This window comes from Leifsonia sp. C5G2 (assembly GCF_013359685.1).
Lineage (GTDB): Bacteria > Actinomycetota > Actinomycetes > Actinomycetales > Microbacteriaceae > Leifsonia.
The window spans coordinates 88,482-114,703 of sequence record NZ_JABFMV010000002.1 but is presented as its reverse complement, the minus strand read 5'-3'; the positions used below and the strand labels follow the sequence as shown (position 1 = coordinate 114,703).

Below are 26,222 nucleotides of genomic sequence, written 5' to 3'. Positions count from 1 at the left end.
GAAAGAGGTCGAGGGTGACTGTAAACGACCAGGACCCGTACTCGGTGAACAACATCGATTCGGACCCGGAGGAGACCGCCGAATGGCGCGAATCCCTCGACCAACTGGTTGCGGCCCATGGCCATGAGCGCGCTCGCGAGATCATGCTCAGCCTGCTGAAGCGCTCCTCCGAGCTGCACCTGGGCGTCCCGATGGTGCCGACGACGGACTACATCAACACCATCTCCGCCGAGGACGAAGCCGAGTTCCCCGGCGACGAGGAGATCGAGCGCCGCTACCGCGCGTGGATCCGGTGGAACGCCGCCGTCATGGTGCACCGCGCGCAGCGCCCCGGCATCGCCGTCGGCGGGCACCTGTCGAGCTACGCCTCCAGCGCGACCCTCTTCGAGGTCGGCTTCAACCACTTCTTCCGCGGCCAGGACCACCCGGGCGGCGGAGACCAGGTCTTCTTCCAGGGCCACGCCTCCCCCGGCGTCTACGCCCGCGCGTTCCTCGAGGGCCGGCTCAGCGCCGACCAGCTCGACGGCTTCCGCCAGGAGAAGTCGCACGCCGGCGGCGGCCTGTCCAGCTACCCGCACCCGCGGCTCATGCCCGAGTTCTGGCAGTTCCCGACGGTGTCGATGGGTCTCGGCCCGATCAACGCGATCTACCAGGCGCAGCTCAACAAGTACCTGACCAACCGTGGCATCAAGGACGCCTCCGACCAGCACGTCTGGGCGTTCCTGGGCGACGGCGAGATGGACGAGGTGGAGTCGCGCGGCCAGCTCCAGGTCGCGGCGAACGAGAAGCTCGACAACCTGACCTTCGTCATCAACGCGAACCTGCAGCGCCTCGACGGCCCGGTGCGCGGCAACGGCAAGATCATCCAGGAACTGGAGAGCTACTTCCGCGGCGCCGGCTGGAACGTCATCAAGGTGATCTGGGGCCGGGAGTGGGACGACCTGCTCTCCCGCGACACGGACGGCGCCCTGGTCAACCTGATGAACCAGACGCCCGACGGCGACTACCAGACCTACAAGACCGAGAATGGCGCCTACGTGCGCGAGAACTTCTTCGGCCGCGACCCGCGCACGCTGGAGCTCGTCAAGGACTACACCGACGACCAGGTGTGGGGCCTGAAGCGCGGCGGCCACGACTACCGCAAGGTCTACGCGGCCTTCAAGGCGGCCGCCGAGCACAAGGGCCAGCCGACCGTCATCATCGCCAAGACCATCAAGGGCTACGGGCTCGGCCCGTCGTTCGAGGGCCGCAACGCGACCCACCAGATGAAGAAGATGACCCTCGACAACCTGAAGGCGTTCCGCGACGCCATGCGCATCCCGGTGTCGGACGCGCAGCTCGAGGAGAACCCGTACCTCCCGCCGTACTACAACCCGGGTGCAGAGGATGCGACCATCCAGTACCTGCACGAGCGCCGTCGCGACCTCGGCGGCTACGTGCCGGAGCGCCGCGCGAAGTACACGCAGCTGAACCTCCCGGAGGACTCGGCGTACGCGATCTCGAAGAAGGGCTCCGGCACGCAGGAGATCGCCACCACGATGGCGTTCGTCCGCCTGCTGAAGGACCTGCTCCGCTCGAAGGACTTCGGCCACCGCATCGTCCCGATCATCCCGGACGAGGCGCGCACCTTCGGCATGGACGCGTTCTTCCCGAACGCGAAGATCTACAACCCGAACGGCCAGCACTACACGTCGGTCGACCGCGAGCTGCTCCTGGCCTACAAGGAGAGCCCGCAGGGCCAGATCATCCACGTCGGCATCAACGAGGCCGGCGCGGTCGCCGCGTTCACGAACGTCGGCACCTCGTACTCGACGCAGGGCGAGCCGCTCATCCCGGTCTACGTCTTCTACTCGATGTTCGGCTTCCAGCGCACGGGCGACGCCCTGTGGGCGGCGGGCGACCAGATGGCGCGCGGCTTCCTCATCGGCGCCACCGCCGGCCGCACCACGCTGACCGGTGAGGGCCTGCAGCACGCCGACGGCCACTCCCCGCTGCTCGCCTCCACCAACCCCGCGGTCGTCTCGTACGACCCGGCGTACGGCTACGAGATCGGCCACATCGTGCGCGCCGGCCTGGAGCGGATGTACGGCGGCAACCACCCGGACCCGAACGTCATGTACTACCTCACGGTGTACAACGAGCCGATCGTGCAGCCGGCAGAGCCGGAGGGCGTGGATGTGGACGGCATCGTCCGCGGCATCCACCTGCTCCACGGCGGCCAGGAGCAGGGCCCCAAGGCCCAGCTGCTCGCCTCCGGCGTCTCGGTGCCGTGGGCGCTCGAGGCCCAGCACCTGCTCGCGCAGGACTGGGGCGTGTCGGCCGATGTGTGGAGCGTCACCTCGTGGGGCGAGCTGCGCCGCGACGGCCTGAAGGCGGAGGAGCACAACTTCCTCTACCCGCAGCAGGAGAAGCAGGTCCCGTACGTGACCCGCAAGCTGCAGGACGCCCAGGGCCCGTTCGTCGCCGTCAGCGACTACGAGCACGCCGTCCCGGACCAGATCCGGCAGTTCGTGCCCGGCGAGTACGCCACGCTCGGCGCCGACGGCTTCGGCTTCTCCGACACCCGCCCGGCGGCGCGCCGGTTCTTCAAGATCGACGGCCCGTCGATCGTGGTCCGCACCCTCGAGCTGCTCGCGGCCCGCGGCCAGGTGGACCCGAACGCTCCGGCGTGGGCGATCGAGAAGTACCTGCTGCACGACGTCAACGCCGGCACCACCGGCTCGGCGGGCGGCGAGGCGTAACGACCCCCGTGGCTAAGAGCTCCGTGGAGAGGACGAAGCCCGAGACGCTCGCGTGGCTGCGCAAGATCTCGGGCGAGTTGGCCACGACCACGCTCAAGCGGCTCGAGGACACCCTCCCCTGGTACCGCGACATGCCACCGGGCCGGCGCAGCGCCGTCGGCCTGGTGGCCCAGGCGGGCATCTCGTCGTTCATCTCCTGGTACGACGACCCGCGGTCGACGCCGTGGATCGCCGCGGACGTGTTCGGCGCGGCCCCACGCGAGCTGCTGCGCAGCGTGAGCCTGCAGCAGACCCTCCAGCTCATCAAGATCACCGTCGAGGTGGTCGAGGAGCGCGTGAAGAGCGCGGGCGGCGAGGACCTGCGGGAGGCGATCCTGCTGTACTCGCGCGAGATCGCGTTCGCGGCGGCCGACGTGTACGCGCGCGCCGCCGAGGCCCGCGGGCTGTGGGACGCGCGCCTGGAGGCCCTGGTCGTCGACAGCATCCTGACGGGCGAGTACGACGACGAGCTGCCCAGCCGCATCGCTGCGCTCGGCTGGCACGGGCACGGCGAGGTCAGCGTCCTGGTCGGCACCGCCCCGAAGATGCTCGACGTCGACCAGCTGCGCCGCACGGCCCGGCACATGTCGGCGGACGTGCTGATCGGGGTGCAGGGCAGCCGCCTGGTCCTCGTCATCGGCCGCGCGTGGCCCAGCGACAGCACCCCGGAGGACGCGATCGGGGCGACACCCGCCGTGTCCTTCCTGGAGATCGCCCAGCAGCTGGAGCCCGGCTTCGGCGCCGGGCACCTCGTGCTCGGCCACGAGGTCCCGAGCCTGGTGGACGCGTCCAAGAGCGCGAAGGCGGCGCTGGCAGGCTTCGCGGTGGCCAAGGCGTGGCGCAACTGCCCGCGCCCGGTGCACGCCGACGACCTGCTGCCGGAGCGCGCACTCGCGGGCGACGGGCTGGCCCGCGCGACGCTGATCAGCCGTATCTACCGGCCGCTGCAGGGGTACTCCTCCGAGCTGCTGACCACGCTCTGGTGCTACCTCGACAACGGCCGCTCCCTGGAGGCCACCGCCCGCGAGCTCTTCGTGCACCCGAACACGGTGCGGTACCGGCTCAAGCGCGTCTCCGAGGTGATCGGCTGGGACGCGACGGGAGCCCGGGAGGCCCTCATCTTGCAGGCGGCGCTCATCGTCGGTTCGATCAACGAGCCGGATCAGCCGCGCCGCGGCGCATGACCTTGTAGACAACCACAAGCATTCCTCGAATACTTCGTATCCATCCGACACATCCGCTCCGCGGAAGATTGGCAGACTGGAAACCGTGATCGTCATCGTGTGCCCGGGTCAGGGATCCCAGACCCCCGGCTTCCTGGACCCCTGGCTCTCCGAGTCCTCGTTCCGCGATCAGCTGACCGGCATCTCCGACGCCGTCGGCATCGACCTGGTCGCGCACGGCACCGTGAGCGACGCGGACACCATCCGCGACACCGCCGTGGCCCAGCCGCTGATCGTCTCCGCCGGGCTGCTGACGCTGTCCGCCCTGTTCGCCGACGGGCGCCGTGAGCGCGTCGGCGGCATCGCCGGGCACTCCGTCGGCGAGCTGACCGCCGCGGCCGGCGCCGGCGTGCTGAGCGAGACCGACGCGGTCGCGTTCGTGCGCGAGCGCGGCGCGGCGATGGCCCGCGCGGCCGCCGAGGTGCAGACCGGCATGAGCGCGGTCATCGGCGCCGACGAGACGGAGCTGCTGGCCCGCCTCGACGAGCTGGGCCTCTCCCCCGCCAACTACAACGGCGGCGGTCAGATCGTCGTCGCAGGAGCTTTGGACGCGCTGGCCCGGCTCACGGAGAACCCGCCGGCCCGCGCCCGCGTCATCCCGCTGCAGGTCGCCGGCGCCTTCCACACGCGCTACATGGCTCCGGCGGTCCCCGCGCTCGAGGCGTTCGCCGCGACGCTGGGCACGAACGACCCGACGCTGCGGCTCTGGACGAACAAGGACGGCTCCGAGGTCACCGACGGCGCCGAATTCCTGCGCCTGCTCGTCGGCCAGGTCTCCTCGCCGGTGCGCTGGGATCTCGACATGAAGACGTTCGAGGCGGCCGGCGTGACCGGCCTCATCGAGGTCGCACCGGCCGGCGCCCTCGTCGGACTCGCCAAGCGCGGACTCAAGGGCGTCCCGACCGTCGCCATCAAGACCCCGGACGACCTGCCCGCCGCCTTCGACCTCATCGACCAGGCCGCGTAAGGCCGCAAGGAGCTCCCGACGATGACCCACCCCACCCTGCAGCAGTCGCACGGCCCGCAGTACACGCGCATCCTGTCCATCGGGGCCGCGCGCGGCGACCTCGTGGTGCCCAACGACGACCTGGTCGGTCCGATCAACTCCTCCGACGAGTGGATCCGTCAGCGCACCGGCATCGTGACGCGCACGCGCGCCAGCCACGACATCCTCGCGCTCGACCTCGCCACCGAGGCCTCGAAGGAGGCCATCGCGAAGTCGGGCGTCGACCCGTCCCTCATCGACGCGGTCATCGTCGCCACCATCTCCAACGTGCAGCAGACGCCGTCGCTCGCCGCTGTGCTCGCCGACCGCGTCGGCTCCAACCCGGCCGCCGCGTACGACATGAACGCCGCCTGCGCCGGCTACACCTACGGCATCGCCCAGGCCGACGCGCTCATCCGCACCGGCGTCGCCCACTACGCGCTCGTCGTCGGAGCCGAGAAGCTGTCGGACGTCGTCGACCCGACCGACCGCACCATCTCGTTCCTCCTCGGCGACGGCGCGGGAGCTGTCGTCATCGGCCCGAGCGAGTACCCCGGCATCTCGAAGACCGTCTGGGGCTCCGACGGCTCCAAAGCCGACGCGGTCGGGATGGACGGAACGCTCACGCAGTTCCGCGACGGCGAGAAGTCCTGGCCGACCTTGCGCCAGGAGGGCCAGACGGTCTTCCGCTGGGCCGTCTGGGAGATGGCGAAGGTCGCGAAGCGCGCGCTCGACGAGGCCGGGGTCGCCCCGGACCAGCTGGCCGCGTTCATCCCGCACCAGGCCAACATGCGCATCGTCGACGAGTTCGCCAAGCAGCTCAAGCTGCCGGACACCGTGGCGATCGCCCGCGACATCGAGACGACGGGCAACACGTCCGCCGCCTCGATCCCCCTCGCGACCCACCGACTGCTCCAGGAACACCCGGAGCTGAGCGGCGGACTGGCGCTGCAGATCGGCTTCGGCGCTGGTCTGGTCTTCGGCGCCCAGGTCGTCGTGCTGCCCTAGACTGTTTCCCGGTCACAACGACACCCCCCTCAAGGAGAGAAAACCATGGCATTGTCCACCGAAGAAGTTCTTGCCGGCCTGGCCGAGCTCATCAACGACGAGACCGGCATCGCGACCGACACGGTTGAGCTGGACAAGTCGTTCACCGACGACCTCGACATCGACTCCATCTCGATGATGACCATCGTGGTCAACGCCGAGGACAAGTTCGACGTCAAGATCCCGGACGAGGAGGTCAAGAACCTCAAGACCGTCGGAGACGCGGTCGAGTTCATCGTCAAGGCGCAGGACGCGTAAGGCCTCAGGCCGATTTCTTCCGCGCGGGCGGCGCACGTTGTGGCGCCGCCCGCGCGTGCGGAAGCGCTGTGACTTCCGCTTCTCGACACACAGAGAGTTGCCGTTATGACCAAGAAGATCGTCGTCACCGGCGTGGGCGCGTCGTCGCCTCTCGGTGGCACCGCCCCTGAGAGCTGGACCGCGCTGCTCGCCGGCGTCTCCGGCGCGCGCACGCTCGAGCACGACTGGGTGAAGCAGTACGAGCTGCCGGTGACCTTCGCCGCCGAGGCGAAGGTGCGTCCGGAGGAGGTGCTGGAGCGCCCCGTCGCCAAGCGCCTCGACCCGTCCAGCCAGTTCGCGCTGATCTCCGCCATGGAGGCGTGGGAGGACGCGGGCCGTCCCGACGTCGCCCCCGAGCGCCTCGGCGTCGACTACGCCACCGGCATCGGCGGCGTCTGGACGCTGCTCGACGCCTGGGACACCCTGCGCGAGCGCGGACCCCGCCGCGTGCTGCCGATGACCGTTCCGATGCTCATGCCGAACGCGGCCTCTGCGGCCGTGTCGATGCACTTCGAGGCGCGGGCGTTCGCGCGCACCGTCGCCTCCGCGTGCGCGTCGAGCACCGAGTCCCTCGTCAACGCGTACGAGCACCTGCAGGCGGGCCTCGCCGACGTCGTGATCGCGGGCGGGACCGAGTCGGCGATCCACCCGATCACCGTCGCCTCGTTCTCGTCGATGCAGGCGCTGTCGCGCCGCAACGACGACCCCGCGCACGCCTCGCGTCCCTACAGCGTCGACCGCGACGGCTTCGTCATGGGCGAGGGCGCGGCCAGCCTGGTGCTCGAGACCGAGGAGCACGCGCTCGCCCGCGGCGCCCGCATCTACGCGGAGCTCGCCGGCGGCGGCGTCACCGCCGACTCGTACCACATCACCGCCAACGACCCGGAGGGCCGCGGCGCCAGCCGCGCCGTGCACATCGCTCTGGAGCGTGCGGGCGCGTCGGCCGACGACGTCACCCACATCAACGCCCACGCGACGAGCACGCCGGTCGGAGACCCGTCGGAGTACGTCGCGCTGCGCGAGGTGTTCGGCGACCGGGTGCACACCATCCCGGTGTCGGCCACCAAGGCGTCGACCGGCCACCTGCTCGGTGGCACGGGAGCACTGGAGGCCGTGTTCACCATCTTCGCGATCCGCGACCGCCAGGCGCCGCCGACGATCAACATCACCGAGATGGACCCGGCCATCCCGCTGCAGGTGAAGGGCGAGGCCCAGCCGCTCGGCGACGGCCCGCAGCTGGCGATCAGCAACTCCTTCGGCTTCGGCGGGCACAACGCCGTCGCCGCGTTCCGCAGCTACTGACCCCGTACGGAACGTCTGCGCCTGCTCGCGCGGCCGCACACGTTCCGTGGGACAGCAAAAGGCCCCGGTCGAGTGACCGGGGCCTTCTGCGTGTCACCGCGTGCGGGCGGCATCTGCCGGGCCCGCCGCGGGAAGCACGGCGTCAGCCGACGTTGTGCAGCCAGATGACGGAGGTGTCGTCGTGGGCGTGGCGGAACGGCTCCAGCTCGTCGTCCCAGGCCTGCCCGAGCGCCAGCCGCAGCTCGCGGTGCAGCTCGAGCGCGTTGGCGCCGGCGATCTCCATGGCGTACCGGATGCGGTCCTCCGGGACCACCATGTTGCCGGCGGTGTCGACCTGGGCGAAGAAGATGCCGAGGTCGGGGGTGTGCATCCAGCGGCCGCCGTCGGTCCCGTGGCCCGCGTCCTCCGTCACCTCGTAGCGGAGGTGCTCCCAGCCACGGAGGGCCGACGCGAGGCGCGCGCCGGTGCCGGCGGGGCCGTCCCAGAAGAACTCGGTGCGCTGGGCACCCTTGAGGACCGGCTGCCTCTCCCAGGTGAAGTTGACAGCGCGGCCGAGAGCGCGACCCGCCGCCCACTCGATGTGGGGGCAGAGCGCGCTGGGAGAGGAGTGCACGTAGAGCACCCCTCGAGCTGCGTGTGCCGACATGGTTCTCCTCCGTTCGTTGGTGCGTCTTCCCCTACGACCAGGAACGGGATGGAGTGCTTCGGCGTATGAAATTGGCGGCGCTCACGCGCGTTGAGTTGATTATGCCCGAGAATCGCGGGGAGTTACAAGATTGTGATTCGGCGATTCGGTCGCGTGGCTTAGCGTGCGCGGAATAGCATACCGAGTATGTCGGTCCAGAACGGTTTCCTGGCGCTGCTCACGCAGGGTCCCGCCTACGGCTCGCAGTTGCAGAGCGAGTTCCTGTGCCGCGCGGCGCACCGCCGGCAGCTCAATCCCGGCCAGGTCTACTCCACCCTCGACCGGATGATGGACCAGGGCCTGGTCGCCTCGGCGGGCGCGACGGACGACGGCCTCCCGCTCTACGAGCTCACGCCGGCCGGCCGCGAGGCAGCGGCCGCCTGGCTCTCCGCCGGCCCTGCCGACGGCCGGCCCGACTGGGACGAGATGCAGGACCAGGTGCTCATCGCCGCCTCCCTCGACGGCGGTGCTGCCCTCGCGATCGCGGACGGTTACCGCGCCGCGTACGCCGAGCGCATCCGCTACCTGACCCACGAGGCGGACTCGCGGGCCCTGCTCGCCGCCAACCGCGCGGCCGAACTGGGGGCGAAAGCGGCCATTGAGTGGCTGGACGAGGTGGTCGCCGCGCTGCGCACCCACCCCGACGCCCTGGTGCAGCCGCGCTCCCCCGAGCGCCCGCGCCGCGGCCGCCGCCCCGCGGCGGAGTCGGCGGCGTCCGCGGAGGCCTGATCCGCCCCTTCGGTCAGTGCAGCAGCTCGCCCTGCTTGTCGAGGACGTTCTTCTCGCCCGCCTCGATCGGCACCGCGAAGCGGTTCTGCGCCGGCGGCAGCGGGCAGTTGAAGTTGTAGCTGAAGGCGCACGGCGGCAGCACCGCGAGGTTGAAGTCGAGGGTCACCGTGCCGTCCTCGTTGGGGACGACGAACAGGAAGCGCCCGACCGAGTAGGTGCTGTCGCCGTTGGTGGTGTCCGCGAACACGAGCTGGAGGGCGCGGCCGGCCTTGAACGCGGCCAGGTTGTAGTCGACGCCGTCCTTGGTGAAGGTGATCTCACCCGGGATGACCATGTCGCGCGTCGCGCCGTCGTCCTTGAGGTGCTCGAAGCCGACCGTCTTACCGCCTTCGATCGGCGTGAAGGCGGCTTGGATGATCCACTCGGGGTTGAACGGGAACGCGTCGATGGAGCCGAAGTTCTGGATGTCCTCGGAGTTCGCGTCCCACACCCGGAGCGCGTAGTCGCCCGCCTCGCTGGCGATGACGAATCCGGTCTGCGTGTCGCTGAACCTGATCGTGCCCGGGTTCGGGTCGTCCTTGCCGCGCACGATCGCGCTGCCGTCGACCAGCACCTCGTCGACGAAGATGTTGTCGGTCGCCGTCGCGGTCACGCGCAGCCCCGACTCGCCCTTCGGCAGCGGAGACCACAGGCCGGGGACGCCCCAGACCGGCTGCTCGCTGTCCGGTTCGCCGGTGATCCACTGCGTGTTGACGAGGGCCAGGTTGCCCTGCGGAGCGGTCACGGCCTGCTCGCGGCGGGCGCGGTAGCGGGCGAGGACGGCGTTCGGGTCGGTCGCGGTGGTGTCGGTCATGGTCTCCATCCTCGGTCAGGTCGTAGGTCGCAACCAACTCCGACACTCGGGCATTCCGTGCTCGGGCTCATTTCGCCTCCGCGTAGCTGTCGGCGACGACCGCCGTGACCGGGAACTCGACCGGGAACACCCCGAACAGCAGCCGGCCGGCCTGCTCGGCCGAAGCTCGGACGGCTGACGCGACCTCGTCTGCCAGGGCCTCCGGCGTGTGGACGATGACCTCGTCGTGCAGGAAGTACACCAGGTGGGGCGAAGCCGTGAGCGGCTCCCCCGGGGCCAGGGCGGTCAGCCGGTTGCGCAGCTCGGCCATCCAGCACAGTGCCCACTCGGCCGCGCTCGCCTGCACCACGAAGTTGCGGGTGAACCGGCCCCAGTCCCGCGCCTGCGATCGTGCCCGGCGCTCGTCGGCCTCGGTGGATTCGGGCCCTGCGGCCGCCGCCTGGGTCGCCGCCCAGCTGCCGCCGGGCCGAGGCGAGCTCCGCCCGAGCCGCGACGTCACCTTCTCGCCGCGCTCCCCGGCCCGCGCCGCCTCCTCCACCAGCCGCACCGCGCGCGGGAACGCCCGGCTCAGCCGGGGCATCAGCCGGCCGCTCTCCCCCGTCGTCGCACCGTACATCGCGCCGAGCATGGCGACCTTCGCCTGCGCCCGCTCCTCAACGGCCCCCGAGGCGACGATGCCCTCGTAGAGGTCTTTTCCGCGCCCGGCGGCCGCCATCGCCTGGTCGCCGGCGAGCCCGGTGAGGATGCGCGGTTCCAGCTGGGCCGCATCGGCCACGACCAGCTTCCAGCCCGGGTCGGCGACGACGGCGCCGCGCACCTGCTTGGGCAGCTGCAGCGCGCCCCCGCCGCGGGTGGCCCAGCGGCCGGTCACGACTCCGCCCGGAACGTAGTCGGGCCGGAACCGTCCGTCGCGCACCCACGCGTCGAGCCAGGTCCAGCCGTTCGCGGTGAGCAGCCGCGACAGCTTCTTGTACCGCAGCAGCGGGTCGATCACGGGATGCTGCAGCTGCCGCAGCTCCCAGGAGCGCGTGGAGGTGGCCATCACGCCGGCGCGCTGGAGGGCGCGCAGCAGGTCGGGCGGGCTGTCCGGATTGAGGTCGGGCGAATCCAGCCGTTCCCGGATGTCGTGCACGAGCGCCTCGAGCACCGCCGGGCGTCCGTAGGCGGGGCGCGGGCCGAGCAGCTCGGTGAGCAGCTCGTCGTGCCGGTCGGCGCGGTACGGGAGTCCCGCGTGCTGCAGCTCGACGCCGATCAGCGCACCGGCGGACTCCGCGGCCAGCAACAGCCGCAGACGGCGCGGGTCGGTGCTCGCCGCGACCGCGGCCTCCTGTGCGGCGAACTCGTCCGGAACCGAACGCCGGCCGCCCGCAGGCTGCGGCTCGGGCGCGTCGAGTTCGAACAACGCCGTGTGCGCAGGGGCGGCCTCGGCCTCCGGCTCGGCCACCGCATCCCACTCCCCTGCCGGGGCGGTCGCGAGCGGCGTGGCCGCGGTGAGCGTCGATCCGCGCAGGATGGCGTGGCAGAGCCGCAGGTCGACGCAGCGCTCGACGCGGACCCCCGCGGCCAGCAGCGCCGGGTACCAGGCGCGCGTATCGTCCCACACCCAGCGCGGCCGCTCCTCCCGGGCCTCGCACTCGCGCACGAACGCGGCGAGGGCGTCGGCGCGCAGCTCCTCCGACCGCGCGCCGTCCGATTCCCCGCTCGTCCCGGCCGCGACCGGCACCCACGTCGCCCGGACCATGTCGCGGCCGGAGCGTTCGAGGAGGATGTGCACCCTCCCATTCTCGACGCGGCCGCCGACACCGGCGCGCCGCTTGCGGCACGACCAGGCAATGAGGATAATTCACGGAACGACGAATGCCGACCCGAAAGGCATGATCGACGATGACCGTCTACCTGCACGACAGCCAGGGGGTGTGGATCGCCTACCGGTCCGATCTGCGCTCCCGCGACCTCTTCAACCCCGACGGGGACTGGATCGGCTGGTTCCCCTGGTCCGACGACGTGGCCGTCACCCCCGACGGGGTGTACCTGGGCAGCGTCCGTGGCGACCGGCTGTTCGCCGACACGGGGCATCCGTACCGCGGGACGCCCGGCTACCCCGGCGCGCCCGCGTACCCCGGCCCCGCGCCGTATCCGGGCGCCGGGAGCTATTCCGGCCTGCCCGACGGCTGCGACGACGTCGCGTCGGCGCTGCTCTGGCCGACACGGCACGCCGTCTAGCCCCGAGTTCCGCCGCTGCCCTGCCGCGTCCGGTCGTCAGCCCGACAGGGCGGTGAGGCGCGCCCGCAGTTGCGGCCAGGCCTCGGCGAAGCCGGGGTGCAACGGCAGCGCGGTCACCTCGTGGACGGGCACCCAGCGCAGCTCGATGCTCTCCACGTCGGCCATGTGCGCCTCGAACGGCCGGACCGCCTGCGCCACGACGGTGGTGTACGACCAGAAGCCGAGATCGAGCACGCTCTCGAACAGCACCTCGAGGGCGTCCGGCGGCACCGCGGCCTCCTCCGCCGCCTCCCGCAGCGCGCCCTCCACGGCCGTCTCGTCGGCGTGACGCGCGCCGCCCGGCAGTCCCCAGGTGCCGCCGAAGTGGCTCCAGTCCGCCCGGTGCTGCAGCAGGATGCCGCGCCGGAGGTCGTGCACGAGCAGCCCGGCCGCGCCGAACCGGCCCCAGAACCGCCGGCCGTCCGGCCCCTCCACCCACGCGTCTCCCGAGTCCACGGTTCCACGTTAGTCGCCGCCGCTGCGGCGGACGCACCGCTCGTCTCACGGCGTCACGGGTGGCAGGCTGAGGGGATGACCGTTCGCAGCGCCGCCGTCCTCCTGTACCGCCGCCGGGACGGGCTGGAGGTGTGGATCGCGCACATGGGCGGCCCGTTCTGGGCGAGGAAGGACGAGGGAGCGTGGTCGCTGCCGAAGGGCATCGTCGAGTCCGGCGACCTCGGCGACGAGCTGTCCGCCGCCCGGCGCGAGTTCGCGGAGGAGATCGGGACGCCCGCACCGGACGCCGACTACGTCCCGCTCGGCGAGTTCCGCGGCTCGGGCAAGACGATCGTCGTGTTCGCGGCCGAGTCCGAGTTCGAGCCGGATGCGATCGTCAGCAACACGTTCGAGCTGGAATGGCCGCCGCGGTCGGGGCGGCGGCAGGAGTTCCCGGAGGTCGACGACGCCCGCTGGTTCGCCCTGGACGAGGCGCGCCTCAAGCTCACGAAGGCGCAGCGGCCCATTCTGGACGCGCTCCTCGCGCTCCTGGGAGAGGACGCGGAAACCCGCTAGCGCCACACGGGCTCTGTACCCGTATGGTTAGCGCCACGAGGGGGTGCGAACCGAGGAGGCACTGTGGCGAAGACCAAGACCGAGAAGGCCGCCGAGCGGGCGCTCGACGCGGCCCGCGTCGCCGTCGGCGAGGCGGAGCAGGCCGTGAAGAAGCTCGACAAGAAGACCCGCCGGGAGGCGGAGGACCTGGCCGACCGGCTGGCGCAGGCGGCGAAGGACGCGAAGAAGGCGGTCCACCGGGCGAAGAAGACGGCGGAGCAGGCGCGCACGTCGGCGAAGTCGGTGGCGGAGCACGTCGGTCCGCCGGCGTCCAGCACCGGCATCCCGACCTTCCGCGAGCTGCGCGATCGCGCGAAGGCCCGCGGCATACAGGGCTACTCCCGGATGAACAAGGCCCAGCTGCTGCACGCTCTCGGCGAGGGCTGAGAGACGCGAGCTGCCCGGCTCGTTCACCGGCGCGTTACCCGCCGGCCGTAGCGTGCCGCCGTGACCGACGCTCCCCTGACCTCGGCCCCCGGGCTGCTGCTACGCGCAGCCGAAGCGCCGCCCGCCCGGACGCTCGTCGACGTGCTCACGGAGACCGCCGCCCGCCATCCGGACGCCTCGGCGCTCGAGGACGCCGCGGGGGCCCTCAGCTATCGCGAACTGCTCGCGCAGGTGTTCGCCGGTGCTGCGCGCCTGAGGGAGCACGGCGTCGGCCGCGGCGACCGGGTCGGCGTGCGGATGAGCTCGGGCACCCGGGAGCTGTACCTGGCGATTCTGAGCGTGCTCGCGGCCGGAGCGGCGTACGTGCCGGTCGATGCCGACGACCCGGAGGAGCGCGCCGAGCTGGTGTTCGGCGAGGCGGCCGTGCGCGCCGTGCTGACCGACGCCGGGATCGCCGTCGGCGACGCGTCCCCGGTGGCGGTCTTCGACGGCTCGGCGCCGCACCCCAGCACCGCGGCCGTGCCCGTGGTCTCGCCGCCCGAGCCGGAAGACGACGCCTGGATCATCTTCACCTCCGGATCGACGGGCACGCCGAAGGGCGTGGCCGTCCGGCACCGCTCCGCCGCGGCGTTCGTCGACGCCGAGGCGCGCCTGTTCCTGCGGGCGGACCCGATCGGGCCGCAGGACCGCGTGCTCGCCGGGCTCTCGGTCGCGTTCGACGCCTCCTGCGAGGAGATGTGGCTGGCGTGGGGTCACGGGGCGTGCCTGGTACCCGCACCGCGTTCGCTCGTGCGTACCGGGATGGACCTCGGGCCGTGGCTGTCGGCGCGGCGCATCACGGTGGTCTCCACAGTGCCGACGCTGGCGGCGCTCTGGCCCGTGGATGCGCTGGACAGCGTCCGCCTGCTCATCTTCGGCGGCGAGGCCTGCCCGCCCGAGCTCGTGTCGCGCCTCGCGGTGCCCGGCCGCGAGGTCTGGAACACCTACGGACCGACCGAGGCGACCGTCGTCGCCTGCGCCGCGCCGCTGGTGGCCGGCGAGCCGGTCCGCATCGGACTCCCGCTCGACGGCTGGGACCTCGCCGTGGTGGACGCGGAAGGCCGGCCGGTGGAGGACGGCGGCTCCGGCGAGCTCGTCATCGGCGGCGCCGGCCTCGCCCGCTACCTCGACCCGGCCAAGGACGCCGAGAAGTACGCGCCGCTGCCGACGCTCGGCTGGGTGCGCGCCTACCGCAGCGGCGACCTCGTGCGGTTCGATCCGGCCGGGCTGTTCTACCTCGGACGCGCCGACGACCAGGTCAAGGTCGGTGGCCGCCGCATCGAGCTCGGCGAGGTGGAGGCCGCGCTGCAGCGACTGCCGGGCGTGTCCGGCGCCGCGGCCGCGGTACGCCGCTCCGCCGCGGGCAACGACGTGCTGGTCGGCTATCTCGCGGTGCCCGACGAGGACGCGTTCGACCGGGCTGCGTCGATCGCCCACCTCCGCGAGACGCTCCCCGCCGCTCTGGTGCCGCTGCTCGCGGTCGTCGACGAGCTGCCCGTACGAACCTCCGGCAAGGTCGACCGGGCCGCGCTGCCATGGCCGCTGGAGGAGCCGGAGGGCGAGGGGGCGGTCAGCGACGACCCGGTCGCCGCGGCGCTCGCCGCGGACTGGCGCAGCGTGCTCGGGCTGCCGGTGACCGGCCCGGACGAGAACTTCTTCGACCTGGGCGGCGGCTCGCTGGCGGCGGCGCAGCTCGTGTCGCTCATCCGGCGACGGCATCCCGACATCACCGTCGCCGACGTCTACGCGACGCCGCGGTTCGGGGCGATGGTGCAGGCGCTCGCCGAGAGCTCGCCGTCGTCGACCGCGGCCTCCACCCACGTCGTGCCGCCGACCCCGTTCCGGATGCGGGCGCTGCAGACCATGCTGGGCATCCCGCTGTTCATCCTCGGCGGGGTGCGGTGGCTGCTGTACCTGCTCACGGCGTCCGCCATCCTGCGCCCGATCGGCGGCTTCGACGTGCTCCCGGCGGTCGACCTGGGCTGGCTGATCGTCGGGCTGCTCGTCTTCGTCACTCCCTGGGGCCGCATGGCGATCTCGGTGGTCGCCGCCCGGCTGCTGCTGCTCGGCGTGCGGCCGGGCGACCACCCCCGCGGCGGCGGCGTGCACCTGCGGCTGTGGCTGGCGGAGCAGGTTGCGCACCAGATCGGCGCCGCGAGCCTCGCCGGGGCCCCGTGGATCCTGTACTACGCCCGCGCGCTCGGAGCGACGATCGACCGCGGCGTCGACCTGCACACCCTTCCGCCGGTGACCGGGATGCTGCGCATCGGCGCCGGAGCCTCCGTCGAGCCGGAGGTCGACCTCGCCGGGTACTGGATCGACGGCGACGTCGTGCGCATCGGCGAGATCCGCATCGGCGCCGGCAGCTCGGTCGGCGCCCGCAGCTCGCTGATGCCGGGCACGAAGATCGGCCGGAACGCGACCGTCGCGCCCGGCTCCGCCGTGTTCGGCCGCGTGCCGGCCGGCCAGAACTGGTCCGGCTCCCCCGCCGTCCGAGTCGGCCGTGCCCGCGATTGGTGGCCCGAGGAGCGCCCGGCGCGCCGGACCCGGTGGGTCGCCGCGTACGCCGCAGCCTCCCTCGGGGTCTCCCTGGTGCCGGTGATCGCCTTCGCGGCGGGAGCCGCGGTCGTTGCGGCGTTCGTGCGCGGCGCGGGCGACTGGGCCGAGGTCGCCGGGCGCACGGCCGCCGCCCTGGTGCCCGGCACCCTGGTCTCCGGGCTGGTGCTCGCGGCGCTGGTCGTCGTCCTGGTGCGGCTGCTCGGTGTCGGGATGCGGGAGGGCGTCTACCCGGTGCGCAGCCGGACCGGCTGGCAGGCGTGGTCGACCGAGCGCCTGCTCGACCTGGCCAGGACCGTCCTCTTCCCGCTCTACTCGAGCCTGTTCACGCCGATCTGGCTGCGGATGCTGGGAGCGCGGGTCGGCCGCGACGTCGAGGCGTCGACCGTGCTGCTCCTCCCCCGGATGACGCGCATCCGGGACGGCGCGTTCCTGGCCGACGACACGCTCGTCGCCTCCTACGAGCTCGGCGGCGGCTACATCCGCATCGCGCCGGTCGACATCGGCGCCCGCGCGTTCCTCGGGAACTCCGGCATGGCCGGCGCGGGCAACCGGGTGCCGCGCGACGGGCTGGTCGCGGTGCTGTCGTTCGCCCCGCGCAAGGCGAAGGCCGGCTCGTCGTGGCTGGGCTCGCCGCCCGTCCGGCTGCGCCGGCACGCCCAGGAGGGCGACCTGTCCCGCACCTTCCGGCCCGCACCCTGGCTGCGGGTCGCGCGCAGCGGCTGGGAGCTGCTGCGCATCGTCCCCGTGTTCGTCACCTACGGGATCGGCCTGGCCGTGGTGGTCGCGCTCGGCGCGATCGATGCCGCCTGGGGCGCGGTGTGGGCCGTCGTGCTCGGCGGACCCGTCCTGATGCTGACCGGCGCGGTCGCCGCCGCCGTCAGCACCGCGGCGAAGTGGGTGCTGCTCGGGAGACTGCGCGCGGGCGAGCATCCCCTGTGGTCGTCGTTCATCTGGCGCAGCGAGGTCTCCGACACGTTCACCGAGATGGTGGCGGCGCCGTGGTTCGCGTGGGCCGCCTCCGGGACGCCGGCTCTGGTGTGGTGGCTCCGGAGCCTCGGCGCGCGCATCGGCTCCGGCGTCTGGATCGACAGCTACTGGCTGCCGGAGGCCGATCTGGTCTCGCTCGGCGACGCATCCACGGTCAATCGGGGCTGCGTCGTGCAGACGCACCTGTTCCATGATCGAATCATGAGCATGGACCAGGTCACGATCGAACGCGGCGGCACGCTCGGCCCGCACAGCGTCATCCTGCCCGCCGCCGACATCGGCGCCGACGCGACGGTCGGCCCGGCGTCGCTCGTCATGCGCGGCGAGACGGTGCCGGCCGGCAGCCGGTGGAGCGGCAACCCGATCGGGCCGTGGCGCGAGGTGGTCGTGCGCGAGTACCGGGCGCGGGTCGAGGGATGACGGACGCTCCGCCGCACTCCTACCTGCCGCGATCCGGCACCGGCGACTACGCGGTGCGGGAGTACGACCTCGACCTGAGCTACCGCGTCGCCACCAACCGGCTGGACGCGACCGCCGTCATCCGTGGGCGGGCGCGTGTCCCGCTGCCGGCGATCGTGCTCGACCTGGTGCACCTGAAGGCCAAGCGCGTGCGGCTCGACGGGGACAAGCGCGTCCGGTTCACCCAGTCGCCGACGCACCTGCGGATCACGCCGTCGACGCCGCTCCCGGCCGGTGCGGAGTTCACGGTCGAGATCGCCTACGACGGGTCGCCCGTGCCCCGACGCACCCTCTGGGGGGCGCTGGGCTGGGAGGAGCTGACCGACGGCGTGATCGTCGCCGCGCAGCCCTCCGGCGCGCCGTCCTGGTTCCCCTGCAACGACCATCCCGCCGACCGTGCCGCGTACCGCATCCGGATCGCCACGGAGCAGGCCTACACTGTGCTCGCGACCGGCGAGCCGACCGGGCACAGCGTGAGCTCCGGCCGCGGCGTCTGGACGTTCGAGCGGCCGGAGCCGACGCCGACCTACCTCGCCACCGTCCAGATCGGCCGCTACACCCTGGAGCCGCGACGCACCGCAGGGGTGGAGTGGGTCGTCGCCTATCCCCCGGCCCTCGCCCGCCGGGTGCTGCACGACTTCGCTCCCGTCGGGACGATGCTGGAGCGGTTCCAGGAGCTGTTCGGGCCGTACCCGTTCCCGTCGTACACCGTCGTCGTCACCGAGGATCCGCTGGAGATCCCGCTGGAATCGCAGGCCATGGCGACCTTCGGCTCGTCGCACGCCGACGGCCGGGGCGGGTCGGAACGACTGATCGCCCACGAGCTCGCCCACCAGTGGTTCGGCAACAGCGTGGGGCTCGCATCCTGGCGCGATATCTGGCTCAACGAGGGTTTCGCGTGCTACGCCGAGTGGCTGTGGTCGGAGGCGTCGGGCTCGCACTCGGCGGGGATGCTGGCACGGACGCATCACACCGGCCTCCGGCTGGCCCCGAAGGACCTCCTGCTCGGCGACCCGGGGCCGGACCTGATGTTCGACGACCGGGTCTACAAGCGCGGCGCCTGCCTGCTGCACGCGCTGCGGCTGCGGCTCGGCGACGACGGGTTCTTCGCACTGCTGCGGGAGTGGACGGCTCGGCACCGCTTCGACGTCGTCACGAGCGCCGACTTCGAGGCTCTGGCGCAGGAGCACTCGCCGGAACCGCTCGCCGGGTTTTTCGACGCCTGGCTGCGTCAGACGGCGCTGCCCTCGCTCACGCGCTGAGCGCGACCGTGACCCGGCAGCCGTCGGTCTGGGCGCTGCGGAGCCGGTAGCTCCGGCCGTCGAGCGCCGCGCGCCACCGGCCGACGCGGACGGCGTCCGGCGACACCCGGAGGCCGCGGCCGTCGGCTTTGAGCACCGCCTCGATCGCCGTCCAGCGACGGAGCGCGTCGCCGTGGCCCGGGGCGAGGTCGTCGATCGCGGCGCGGCGTCCCGGTGGCGTGTCGAGCGGCTCCGCGTCGATGCCGACGGCGACGCGCGCCGCCGTCGCGTAGGCGGCCCCATCTGCGTGGGCGAGGGCGAGGAACAGCGGTCCGGACGCGCCCAGGGCCCGAGGGCGGCCGTGGGCGGCCCCGCAGTCGGGGCAGGTCGCGTCGACGGTGATGGCCGGCTCCCCTTCCGCAGCCGCGGCGCGAAGCAGCGCGGTGCGTCCGGAGAGGAACCGCGCGCGATCGGCGGTGCCGGCCAGGCCGGCGAGTCGCACGCTGTCGCCCGGAGAGAGGTGCGGGATGACCCCCTCGGCGCCGGAATCGTCGTAGCGGACGACCACGAAACCTCTCACATCCGTCCCTCCGCGCGCCGACATCCCGATGCTAACGCGCTCTGCCGCTCCACCGTGTGCGCCGGAGAATCGCACCCGCTCGGTGCGAATCTCCGACGATAGGCAGCCCAGCAGGAGAATCGAACGTCTGCCTCCTCAGTTCGACCGTGGGACCAGCGGCCGGCTGCACAGAGGCCTGCTGCTGGCCGCCGGGTGATCCGGCGGCCGGCAGAACTGGGCCGCGATCGAGTTGCTGCCCGACGGCTAGCTGTAGTTCCCTGGGACGTTGTGAACGCGTGACTTAGGCGAAGACCTCCGGGACGATGTGGGTTACCACACACCACAAGTCACACGGAGGTCTTCGTGACTCACGCTAATGCATCCTTGACGCCGGAGGGGCGTCGCCGGCTGGTCGAGTTGATCCTGGATCGTGGTTGGTCGCTGCGGCGGGCAGCGGAACGGTTCCAGTGCTCGCCGGCGACGGCGAAACGGTGGGTCGATCGCGCTCGTTCGGGTCTGCCGATGACGGACCAGTCATCGCGTCCGCGCTCGTCTCCGAATCGGTGCCCGGCCCGGTTGGAACGTCGGATCGTAGCGTTGCGGTTCACCCGCCGGTGGGGTCCGCACCGGATCGGCTATCACTTGGGTGTTCCCCGTTCGACGGTCGGGCGGGTACTGGCCCGGTATCGGATGCCGTTGCTGCATCATCTGGATCAGGGCACCGGGTTGCCGGTTCGCAGGCCGAAGCCGGTCCGCTACGAGAAAGCTCTGCCCGGTCAGCTGGTCCATGTCAATATCAAGAAGCTCGGCCGCATCCCGGACGGTGGTGGGCACCGCGTTCTCGGTCGCGCCGCAGCACCGTCCCGGCATCGCGGGCGGGGCTACTCGTTCCTGCATCACGCCGTCGATGACCATTCCCGGTTGGCTTACTTGGAGATCCTCGACGACGAGCGCAAAGAGACCGCAGCGGGGTTCTGGTTGCGAGCCAATGCGTTCTTCGCCGCTGCCGGGATCACCGTCACCGCCGTCATGACCGACAACGGCTCCTGCTACCGGTCAACACTGTTCGCAGCCGCGCTCGGCACCATCCAACATCGATGGACACGCCCTTACCGCCCGCAGACCAACGGCAAGGTCGAACGCTTCAACCGCACCCTGGCCACCGAATGGGCCTACGCCACCGCCTACCTCAGCGATGAAGCCAGGGCCGCAACCTACGACGCCTGGCTCCATCACTACAATCACCACCGACCCCACACCGGCATCGGCGGACTCGTCCCCTCAGCCCGCGTTCACAACCTCACGGGGAACTACAGCTAGCGGGCGGTGCCGGTGCCGTCGTCGAAGCGCGGGGCCTCGTGCCGGGCGTGACGGGCAGGATCGTCGACGGGGGCTGCGGCTTCGTCGGCGGGTGCAGGCGACGCCGCGGGCGCCGCGGGCGCACTGGCGGGTGCCGTCGTCTGCGCGTCCGCGCGTCGGGCGTCCTCGATGCGGTTGCCGTTCTTGTCGGTCTTGACGTCCGGGTCGACATGGTCGGCACGGCGCATGGCCTCCTCCGAGTGCGAGCGGGCCTCCGCCGCGGCGGACTCGCGCTCCTCCGCCTCGCGCCGCAGGCGCTCGGCGTCGACCTCGGCCTGCTTGGCGTCCGCTGCGGCGCGGGCGGCTTTCGCCTCACGCTCCCGTGCCTCGAGCTCGGACTGCGCAGCCGACTGCCGCATCTCCTCGGCGCGACGGCGGTCCGCCTCGCGCTTCCGGTTGCGGCCGACGGTGGCGGCGATGATGGCGATCACAGCGATCACGACCACCACGACGACGATCAGGATGATCCATCCGGTTGTGTTCATGACGCGTCACGGTACGCCGACGGCGAAGAATGGCTAGGGGATTGAACAATCGCCGTCTCGTGCCCTCGGCGGTGTCGACTTGACCGTGTGCCTGCCATCGGGGACCTCCTCCGGCGGCGCCCACTGGACTTGGCCGCAATTCTGTTGCATACTCACAACACCGGTGCATACGGTGAGCCCATGGTCAGCAAGGGTCGGCACCCGAAGAACCCCGTGGCGGGGGCGCTCGCGGTGTTACCGCGTGACGCTTTCGACGTGATCGAGGTCCACAGGGGCCATCGTTGGGGACAGATCGTGTGCCGCCGGTGCGGAGCGACCCAAGGCGTCTGGAGCACACCGAAAGACTCCGACGACCATGCACGACAGATCGAGCGATTCGCCTCGAAGCACCAGCGGGAGGGACACGAATGAGTACCCACACCTTCACGGTTCTGCTCGATCGGACTCCGACCGACGACGAGCAGGATCGGCTCTACGAGGCGGGACTGGACGACGCCGCTTTGGAGATCGACCACGGCGCGGCATTGCTCCACGTCGACCGCGCGTCCTCGTCTCTCGATCAGGCCATCCTCAGCGTGGTGCGAGATGTCCACTCCGCCGGCTTCCGGGTATCCGGCCTGCAGCAGGACGATCTCGTCTCCCTGAAGACCATCGCGCAGCGCGCCGGTCGTACCTACGAGAGCATGCGCCTCCTCGCCACCGGTCAGCGTGGCCCGGGCGGCTTTCCCGCTCCGCTCTCCGGCGACGGCTGGTCACTCCATTCGTGGTCGCTGGTCGCCGGGTGGCTCCGCGAGCACTACGGCCTCAGCGACGCGGCGGACGACTACTCGCGAACGATCGCGGTCGCGGACCTCATGGCGCGCGCACAGCTGATCGCCCAGAGTGGCCCTCGCCGCATCGACTTGGAGAGCCTGATGCTCGGACTCCAGCTGATCGAGGACGAGCTGCAGAACGATACCGACCGTCGCCGACAGCCGTAGCGACGCGATGGGCCTGCGGCTCAGGAAAGTAGGGCGGACGGGACTTGAACCCGTGACCGAGGAATTATGAGTTCCCTGCTCTGACCGGCTGAGCTACCGCCCCGGACGTGCGCGCGCCCCGGTCACTCCGGGGCGGCCACGCGGGAGGCCGCTTCCGTCTCCGGGTCGGCCACCGGCTCACCACGATACAGGCTTTCGAAGGTGCTGATCGTGGACTGGATGTCGTGTGCGGCGACGATGCGCAGCGACGCGCGCTTGAGCACGTCGAGCTCGTCCTGCGGCAGGGTGAGGACGCTCTCCAGCTTGTCCGCGAGGTCCTGCGCGTCGCCTGGGCGGAACAGGTGGCCGTTCTCGCCGTCGTGCACCAGGTGCGGCAGCGCCATCGCGTTCGCGGCGACGACCGGCAGGCCGGAGGCCATCGCCTCCATGGTCGCGATCGACTGCAGCTCGGCGATCGACGGCATCGCGAAAACGGTGGCCCTGGTGTACGCCTGGCGCAGCTCCTCGTCGCTGACGTAGCCGAGGAACTCGACCCGGTCGGCGATCCCGAGGGTCTCCGCCATCGTCTGCAGGTTCTTCAGCTGGTCGCCGCCGCCGACGATCTGCAGGCGTGCATCCAGGCTCGACGGGAGGAGCTTGACCGCGTTGAGGAGCACGTCGATCTGCTTCTCCCCCGTGACCCGGCCGACGAACAGGATGCGGTTCCCGGTGCGCGGCGAGAAGTCGGGGGTGTAATTGCCCGCGTCGATCCCGCAGGAGATCGCGTGGACGCCGCGGAGGCCGGTGGCCTTCTCGAGGAAGTCGGCCGCCCGGCGTGTCGGCGTGGTGACGGCCTCGGCGCGGTCGAAGCTGCGGCGCGCGTCCCTCCACTCGACAGCGATCAGCACCTTCTGGAGGAACTTGGGGATGACCGTGAACTCCATGATGTTCTCGGGCATCACGTGGTTCGTCGCGACGATGCGGATGCCGCGCTTCTGCGCCTCGTAGGCGAGTCCCCGGCCGACCACGATGTGCGACTGGAAGTGCACCACGTCGGGCTTGACCTCATCCAGGATGCGGCGGGCGTTGGCCTTGCTCGTCCAGGGCAGCGCGAACCGCAGCCAGTCGTGCGGGTACCAGCGCCAGCTGCGCAGGCGGTGGACCGTCATCTTCTGGCCCTCGTGCTCCTCGGTCCAGGTGCCGTGCTTCCGGCTGGCGGCGGGGGCGACGACGTGGACGTCGTGGCCGCGCTCGACGAGTCCGGCGGCGAGGCGCTCGGCGAAGCGAGCGGCGCCGTTGACATCGGGCGCGAACGTGTCGCAGCCCATCACGATGGTCATCGGCTTCTTGGCTGCCGGGGCGGGCGGGGTCGGATGCGGTCCGCTCGAATCAGGCACGTGGTTCTTATCCCTCGGTCGTGGGCTTCGGAAAGCGAATCCGGCGACGGCGTTCGCGAGTCGGGCAGTGGGTGCGCCCGGGTCGATTCAACGGCCTAGTCTAGGCTGCTTTCCTTCGCGACGCCCGCAATGCGCTCGGCCACCGGCGCGTCCGCCGACGTCTGGGGGTGATGCTTCGCCAGCTGGAAGACCCCGAAGATGGCCACGGCGCCGGTCGCCGCGAAGCCGAGCATGGCCCACCAGGGCGCCCCGGCGGCCTCGTTGAGAACCACGATGCCGATGGTCACGGCGACGAGCGGATCGATCACGGTGAGGCCGGCGATGACCAGGTCCGGCGGTCCGGACGAGTACGCGTTCTGCACGAAGTAGGCGCCGAGCACGGCCGCGAGCAGCAGCGCCACGATGCAGGCGACGAGCAGCCAGTCCCACTCCTGGTTGGAGATGCGGTCGATCGCCACCTTCGCCAGCGTCGCGACGAAGCCGTACAGCACGCCGGCGCCGACCACGTAGATGATCGCCTTGAAGCGGTGGCGCAGGAACCAGAAGAGCGTGCCGAACACGATCAGCACGACGGCGAGGACGATCAGGATGACCACCAACGCACGGCTGGTGACCGGCTCGTCCCGTGCGAACACGGCCGCGAGCAGCACGAACGCGCCGACGCCGCTGACGCAGAGGATCACCGCCACCACCGACTGGTGGTTGAGCTTCACGCCGCTCACCCGGGCGTTCAGGATACTCGTGATGACGAGCCCGACGACGCCGAGCGGCTGCACCAGGATGATCGGCGACAGCTTCAGGCTGACCAGCTGGAAGACGATGGCGAGACCGAGCAGCAGCGTCCCGATCACCCACGACGGGCGTGCCAGCAGCAGACCCAGGTTGCGCAGGCTCATGCCGCCGTCGCCGTGTCCGGCGTTCGCCTCCACCTTGGCGACGCCGTGGTGCTGCAGCTGCGCGCCGACCGAGAGGAAGCAGGCGCCGACGAGGGCGACCGGGATGCCCAGGAGCTGGCTGGGCTGATAGCTCAGGTCCAACGCATCCATCAGTTCCGTACCCACCCCACGACCCTACAAGGAATGATCCGGATAGTCTTGCTGAATGGCCGTCCTCCCGATCATGATCACCGGTGACCCCGTCCTCCACTCCCCCGCACGACCGGTCGAGGGGATCGACGACGAGGTCCGCACCCTGGTCGCGGACATGTTCGAGACGATGGACGAGGCGCCCGGTGTCGGGCTCGCCGCACCGCAGGTGGGCGTGCCGCTCCGCCTCTTCGTCTACGGCTGGACGGACGACGACGACGTCCTGCACCGCGGTGTCGCGATCAACCCCACGCTGTGGCTGAGCCCTCTGCCCGTGGGCGAGCTCGACGAGGACACCGAGTCGGAAGGGTGCCTGTCCTTCCCCGGCGAGCGGTTCCCGCTCCGGCGCGCCGAGCGGGCCATCCTGCAGGCGACCGACCTCGACGGCCAGGAGTACGAGGTGCGTGCAGAGGGCTGGCTGGCCCGCATCTTCCAGCACGAGTACGACCACCTTGACGGCCTTCTCTACGTGGACCGGCTCGGCCACCCCTACGGCAAAGCCGCCGCCAAGGCGCAGCGCAAGAACAGCTGGGGGGTACCCGGCCTCAGCTGGCTGCCCGGGCGCGACCACCTCGAGGACTGACCGCCCCGGCCTCCGGCCTCAGCGGCGCAGGTCGACCCCGTGCACGCCGTTGTGGTGCCGAAGTGCGGGGAACACCGCCGACAGCGTGAACCCGACACCCGGGACCGTCTGCGCATTCAGCGTGCCGCCGAACAGTGCGGCGCGCTCCCGCATCTCGATGATGCCCGCGCCCTCGTAGTGCTCGGTCAGAGCGCGCACGTCGTCGGCGATGCTGTACGCCGTCGCCTGGTCGACGCCCTCGCGATCCAGGCCGAGGCGACGGGCGGCGGCGCGGATGCCGTCGTCCTCCACGCTGACCTGGAGCCCGTCGGCCGTCCACGAGAAGCCGACGACCGCGTTCGTGCCCGCACCGCCGTGCTTGAGGGCGTTCTCCAGGCTCGTCTGCAGGATGCGGAACACCGCGAGCTCCGCGCCCGGCCGGAGCTCGAACCGCTCGCCGGTCTCGGTGAACGTCACGGCGAGCCCGGCTTCGCGCAGCACCCGGAACAGGTCGCGGGCGGAGTGCAGGCTGGGCTGAGGCAGCGCCGCGTCCTGCGCCTCCCTCGCCACCGCCTGCAGCCGCCGGAGGTCGGCGAGGGCGTCGCGTGCCGAGGTCTCCAGCATCCCGACCGAGCGCACCGCCGCGGCCGCGTCGCCCTCGGCGGCGTAGCGCACGCCTTCCGCCTGCGAGACGAGCCGGGAGACGGACTGGATGGCGACGTCGCCGAGGTCGCCGATGATGCGGAACCGGCCGGCCTGCTCGGCGAGGTCGAGCTCGCGGTCGATGCGATCCCACTCCGACTCCTGACGCGCGTCGCGCAGCCGGATGCGACGCCGTCGTTCCCAGAGCCAGAGGACCAGGAGGACGAGCGCGATCGCGGCCGCCAGGAGCGCGGCGACGAGCGTGACGGTGTCCATCCCGGTCCTCTCC

General features: G+C 71.5%; 24 protein-coding genes and 1 tRNA gene. 15 read left to right on the top strand and 10 right to left on the bottom strand.

The features are described from left to right. Window positions 1-14: 14 nt before the first annotated feature. The 6 genes from aceE (at window position 15) to HNO83_RS03295 (ending at window position 7,634) form a co-directional block, all read left to right on the top strand. Window positions 15-2,741, top strand: a complete 2,727-nt coding sequence (gene aceE, locus HNO83_RS03320) for a pyruvate dehydrogenase (acetyl-transferring), homodimeric type (RefSeq protein ID WP_175336104.1) — start codon at window positions 15-17, stop codon at window positions 2,739-2,741. 23 nt (window positions 2,742-2,764) lie between these two features. Then, complete coding sequence (locus tag HNO83_RS03315) at window positions 2,765-3,964, top strand: PucR family transcriptional regulator (RefSeq protein ID WP_175336103.1); 1,200 nt, start codon at window positions 2,765-2,767, stop codon at window positions 3,962-3,964. Window positions 3,965-4,049: 85 nt separating this feature from the next. Then, on the top strand, window positions 4,050-4,970 hold the full coding sequence (locus HNO83_RS03310) for an ACP S-malonyltransferase (RefSeq protein WP_175336102.1): 921 nt from the start codon (window positions 4,050-4,052) through the stop codon (window positions 4,968-4,970). A gap of 21 nt (window positions 4,971-4,991) precedes the next feature. Continuing rightward, window positions 4,992-5,996 (top strand): beta-ketoacyl-ACP synthase III, encoded by a 1,005-nt coding sequence (locus tag HNO83_RS03305; protein ID WP_175336101.1) that lies wholly within the window; start codon window positions 4,992-4,994, stop codon window positions 5,994-5,996. A 45-nt stretch (window positions 5,997-6,041) separates the two neighbouring features. Then, complete coding sequence (locus HNO83_RS03300; RefSeq protein ID WP_021765217.1) at window positions 6,042-6,293, top strand: acyl carrier protein; 252 nt, start codon at window positions 6,042-6,044, stop codon at window positions 6,291-6,293. 105 nt (window positions 6,294-6,398) lie between these two features. Beyond that, window positions 6,399-7,634, top strand: coding sequence for a beta-ketoacyl-[acyl-carrier-protein] synthase family protein (locus tag HNO83_RS03295; RefSeq protein ID WP_175336100.1), 1,236 nt, complete (start codon window positions 6,399-6,401; stop codon window positions 7,632-7,634). 142 nt (window positions 7,635-7,776) lie between these two features. Here HNO83_RS03295 and HNO83_RS03290 read toward each other — a convergent pair whose 3' ends face one another. Then, window positions 7,777-8,280 carry a DUF3145 domain-containing protein gene (locus tag HNO83_RS03290; protein ID WP_175336099.1) on the bottom strand — a complete coding sequence of 168 codons (504 nt, stop codon included), beginning with the start codon at window positions 8,278-8,280 and terminating at the stop codon, window positions 7,777-7,779. A 186-nt stretch (window positions 8,281-8,466) separates the two neighbouring features. Here HNO83_RS03290 and HNO83_RS03285 point away from each other — a divergent pair, with 186 nt between their 5' ends. Next, window positions 8,467-9,048, top strand: a complete 582-nt coding sequence (locus HNO83_RS03285) for a PadR family transcriptional regulator (RefSeq protein WP_175336098.1) — start codon at window positions 8,467-8,469, stop codon at window positions 9,046-9,048. A gap of 13 nt (window positions 9,049-9,061) precedes the next feature. Here the strand turns inward: HNO83_RS03285 and HNO83_RS03280 are convergent, their stop codons facing one another. Together HNO83_RS03280 and HNO83_RS03275 are read right to left on the bottom strand one after the other, a co-directional pair. Beyond that, the gene (locus tag HNO83_RS03280; RefSeq protein ID WP_175336097.1) at window positions 9,062-9,901 is read right to left on the bottom strand and encodes a DUF1684 domain-containing protein; all 840 of its coding nucleotides are present in this window, start codon (window positions 9,899-9,901) and stop codon (window positions 9,062-9,064) included. A gap of 67 nt (window positions 9,902-9,968) precedes the next feature. After that, entirely contained in the window at window positions 9,969-11,675 is a 1,707-nt protein-coding gene (locus HNO83_RS03275; RefSeq protein ID WP_175336096.1) for a bifunctional 3'-5' exonuclease/DNA polymerase, read from the bottom strand. Window positions 11,676-11,785: 110 nt separating this feature from the next. Between HNO83_RS03275 and HNO83_RS03270 the strand changes: the two genes are divergently transcribed. Next, window positions 11,786-12,124, top strand: coding sequence for a hypothetical protein (locus HNO83_RS03270; RefSeq protein WP_175336095.1), 339 nt, complete (start codon window positions 11,786-11,788; stop codon window positions 12,122-12,124). Window positions 12,125-12,160: 36 nt separating this feature from the next. Here the strand turns inward: HNO83_RS03270 and HNO83_RS03265 are convergent, their stop codons facing one another. Further along, window positions 12,161-12,619, bottom strand: coding sequence for an NUDIX domain-containing protein (locus tag HNO83_RS03265; RefSeq protein WP_175336094.1), 459 nt, complete (start codon window positions 12,617-12,619; stop codon window positions 12,161-12,163). Window positions 12,620-12,694: 75 nt separating this feature from the next. Between HNO83_RS03265 and HNO83_RS03260 the strand changes: the two genes are divergently transcribed. From HNO83_RS03260 to HNO83_RS03245, 4 genes are all read left to right on the top strand, one after another. Continuing rightward, window positions 12,695-13,174: an NUDIX hydrolase gene (locus tag HNO83_RS03260; protein ID WP_175336093.1), complete on the top strand. Its 480-nt coding sequence runs from the start codon at window positions 12,695-12,697 to the stop codon at window positions 13,172-13,174. Between the two features lie 63 nt (window positions 13,175-13,237). Further along, window positions 13,238-13,600 (top strand): hypothetical protein, encoded by a 363-nt coding sequence (locus HNO83_RS03255; RefSeq protein WP_175336092.1) that lies wholly within the window; start codon window positions 13,238-13,240, stop codon window positions 13,598-13,600. Window positions 13,601-13,660: 60 nt separating this feature from the next. Next, window positions 13,661-17,605, top strand: coding sequence for a Pls/PosA family non-ribosomal peptide synthetase (locus HNO83_RS03250; RefSeq protein ID WP_349627062.1), 3,945 nt, complete (start codon window positions 13,661-13,663; stop codon window positions 17,603-17,605). Next, complete coding sequence (locus tag HNO83_RS03245) at window positions 17,602-18,906, top strand: M1 family metallopeptidase (protein ID WP_175336091.1); 1,305 nt, start codon at window positions 17,602-17,604, stop codon at window positions 18,904-18,906. Before HNO83_RS03250 ends, HNO83_RS03245 begins: the two co-directional genes overlap by 4 nt. On the opposite strand, the gene HNO83_RS03240 is transcribed toward HNO83_RS03245, so the two are convergent. Then, window positions 18,896-19,489, bottom strand: coding sequence for a 4'-phosphopantetheinyl transferase family protein (locus HNO83_RS03240; protein WP_175336090.1), 594 nt, complete (start codon window positions 19,487-19,489; stop codon window positions 18,896-18,898). The genes HNO83_RS03245 and HNO83_RS03240 overlap by 11 nt on opposite strands. Window positions 19,490-19,807: 318 nt before the next feature. On the opposite strand from HNO83_RS03240, the gene HNO83_RS03235 reads away from it, so the two are divergent. Then, on the top strand, window positions 19,808-20,764 hold the full coding sequence (locus HNO83_RS03235; protein WP_175336089.1) for an IS481 family transposase: 957 nt from the start codon (window positions 19,808-19,810) through the stop codon (window positions 20,762-20,764). On the opposite strand, the gene HNO83_RS03230 is transcribed toward HNO83_RS03235, so the two are convergent. After that, entirely contained in the window at window positions 20,761-21,288 is a 528-nt protein-coding gene (locus HNO83_RS03230; RefSeq protein WP_175336088.1) for a hypothetical protein, read from the bottom strand. The two genes, HNO83_RS03235 and HNO83_RS03230, sit on opposite strands and share 4 nt — an antisense overlap. Before the next feature lie 407 nt (window positions 21,289-21,695). On the opposite strand from HNO83_RS03230, the gene HNO83_RS03225 reads away from it, so the two are divergent. Next, window positions 21,696-22,268 (top strand): hypothetical protein, encoded by a 573-nt coding sequence (locus tag HNO83_RS03225; RefSeq protein WP_175336087.1) that lies wholly within the window; start codon window positions 21,696-21,698, stop codon window positions 22,266-22,268. A 29-nt stretch (window positions 22,269-22,297) separates the two neighbouring features. Here the strand turns inward: HNO83_RS03225 and HNO83_RS03220 are convergent. From HNO83_RS03220 to HNO83_RS03210, 3 genes are all read right to left on the bottom strand, one after another. After that, window positions 22,298-22,371, bottom strand: a tRNA-Ile gene (locus HNO83_RS03220). A 19-nt stretch (window positions 22,372-22,390) separates the two neighbouring features. After that, a complete protein-coding gene (locus HNO83_RS03215) occupies window positions 22,391-23,644 on the bottom strand; it encodes a glycosyltransferase (protein ID WP_349627061.1) in 1,254 nt (417 codons plus the stop codon). Window positions 23,645-23,739: 95 nt separating this feature from the next. Next, entirely contained in the window at window positions 23,740-24,705 is a 966-nt protein-coding gene (locus HNO83_RS03210) for a DMT family transporter (protein WP_175336086.1), read from the bottom strand. A 40-nt stretch (window positions 24,706-24,745) separates the two neighbouring features. Between HNO83_RS03210 and def the strand changes: the two genes are divergently transcribed. Further along, window positions 24,746-25,312 (top strand): peptide deformylase, encoded by a 567-nt coding sequence (gene def, locus HNO83_RS03205; protein WP_175336085.1) that lies wholly within the window; start codon window positions 24,746-24,748, stop codon window positions 25,310-25,312. Between the two features lie 18 nt (window positions 25,313-25,330). Here the strand turns inward: def and HNO83_RS03200 are convergent, their stop codons facing one another. After that, the gene (locus tag HNO83_RS03200) at window positions 25,331-26,209 is read right to left on the bottom strand and encodes a sensor histidine kinase (RefSeq protein WP_175336084.1); all 879 of its coding nucleotides are present in this window, start codon (window positions 26,207-26,209) and stop codon (window positions 25,331-25,333) included. Window positions 26,210-26,222 lie beyond the last annotated feature (13 nt).

Excerpts from the sequence above, each read along its gene's own strand:
- HNO83_RS03285 (WP_175336098.1), top strand. The coding sequence starts at position 8,467 with ATGTCGGTCCAGAACGGTTTCCTGGCGCTGCTCACGCAGGGTCCCGCC.
- HNO83_RS03245 (WP_175336091.1), top strand. The coding sequence starts at position 17,602 with ATGACGGACGCTCCGCCGCACTCCTACCTGCCGCGATCCGGCACCGGC.
- HNO83_RS03225 (WP_175336087.1), top strand. The coding sequence starts at position 21,696 with ATGAGTACCCACACCTTCACGGTTCTGCTCGATCGGACTCCGACCGAC.
- def (WP_175336085.1), top strand. The coding sequence starts at position 24,746 with ATGGCCGTCCTCCCGATCATGATCACCGGTGACCCCGTCCTCCACTCC.
- HNO83_RS03295 (WP_175336100.1), top strand. The coding sequence starts at position 6,399 with ATGACCAAGAAGATCGTCGTCACCGGCGTGGGCGCGTCGTCGCCTCTC.
- HNO83_RS03270 (WP_175336095.1), top strand. The coding sequence starts at position 11,786 with ATGACCGTCTACCTGCACGACAGCCAGGGGGTGTGGATCGCCTACCGG.
- HNO83_RS03300 (WP_021765217.1), top strand. The coding sequence starts at position 6,042 with ATGGCATTGTCCACCGAAGAAGTTCTTGCCGGCCTGGCCGAGCTCATC.
- HNO83_RS03290 (WP_175336099.1), bottom strand. The coding sequence starts at position 8,280 with ATGTCGGCACACGCAGCTCGAGGGGTGCTCTACGTGCACTCCTCTCCC.
- HNO83_RS03280 (WP_175336097.1), bottom strand. The coding sequence starts at position 9,901 with ATGACCGACACCACCGCGACCGACCCGAACGCCGTCCTCGCCCGCTAC.
- HNO83_RS03240 (WP_175336090.1), bottom strand. The coding sequence starts at position 19,489 with ATGTCGGCGCGCGGAGGGACGGATGTGAGAGGTTTCGTGGTCGTCCGC.
- HNO83_RS03230 (WP_175336088.1), bottom strand. The coding sequence starts at position 21,288 with ATGAACACAACCGGATGGATCATCCTGATCGTCGTCGTGGTGGTCGTG.
- HNO83_RS03305 (WP_175336101.1), top strand. The coding sequence starts at position 4,992 with ATGACCCACCCCACCCTGCAGCAGTCGCACGGCCCGCAGTACACGCGC.
- HNO83_RS03260 (WP_175336093.1), top strand. The coding sequence starts at position 12,695 with ATGACCGTTCGCAGCGCCGCCGTCCTCCTGTACCGCCGCCGGGACGGG.
- HNO83_RS03200 (WP_175336084.1), bottom strand. The coding sequence starts at position 26,209 with ATGGACACCGTCACGCTCGTCGCCGCGCTCCTGGCGGCCGCGATCGCG.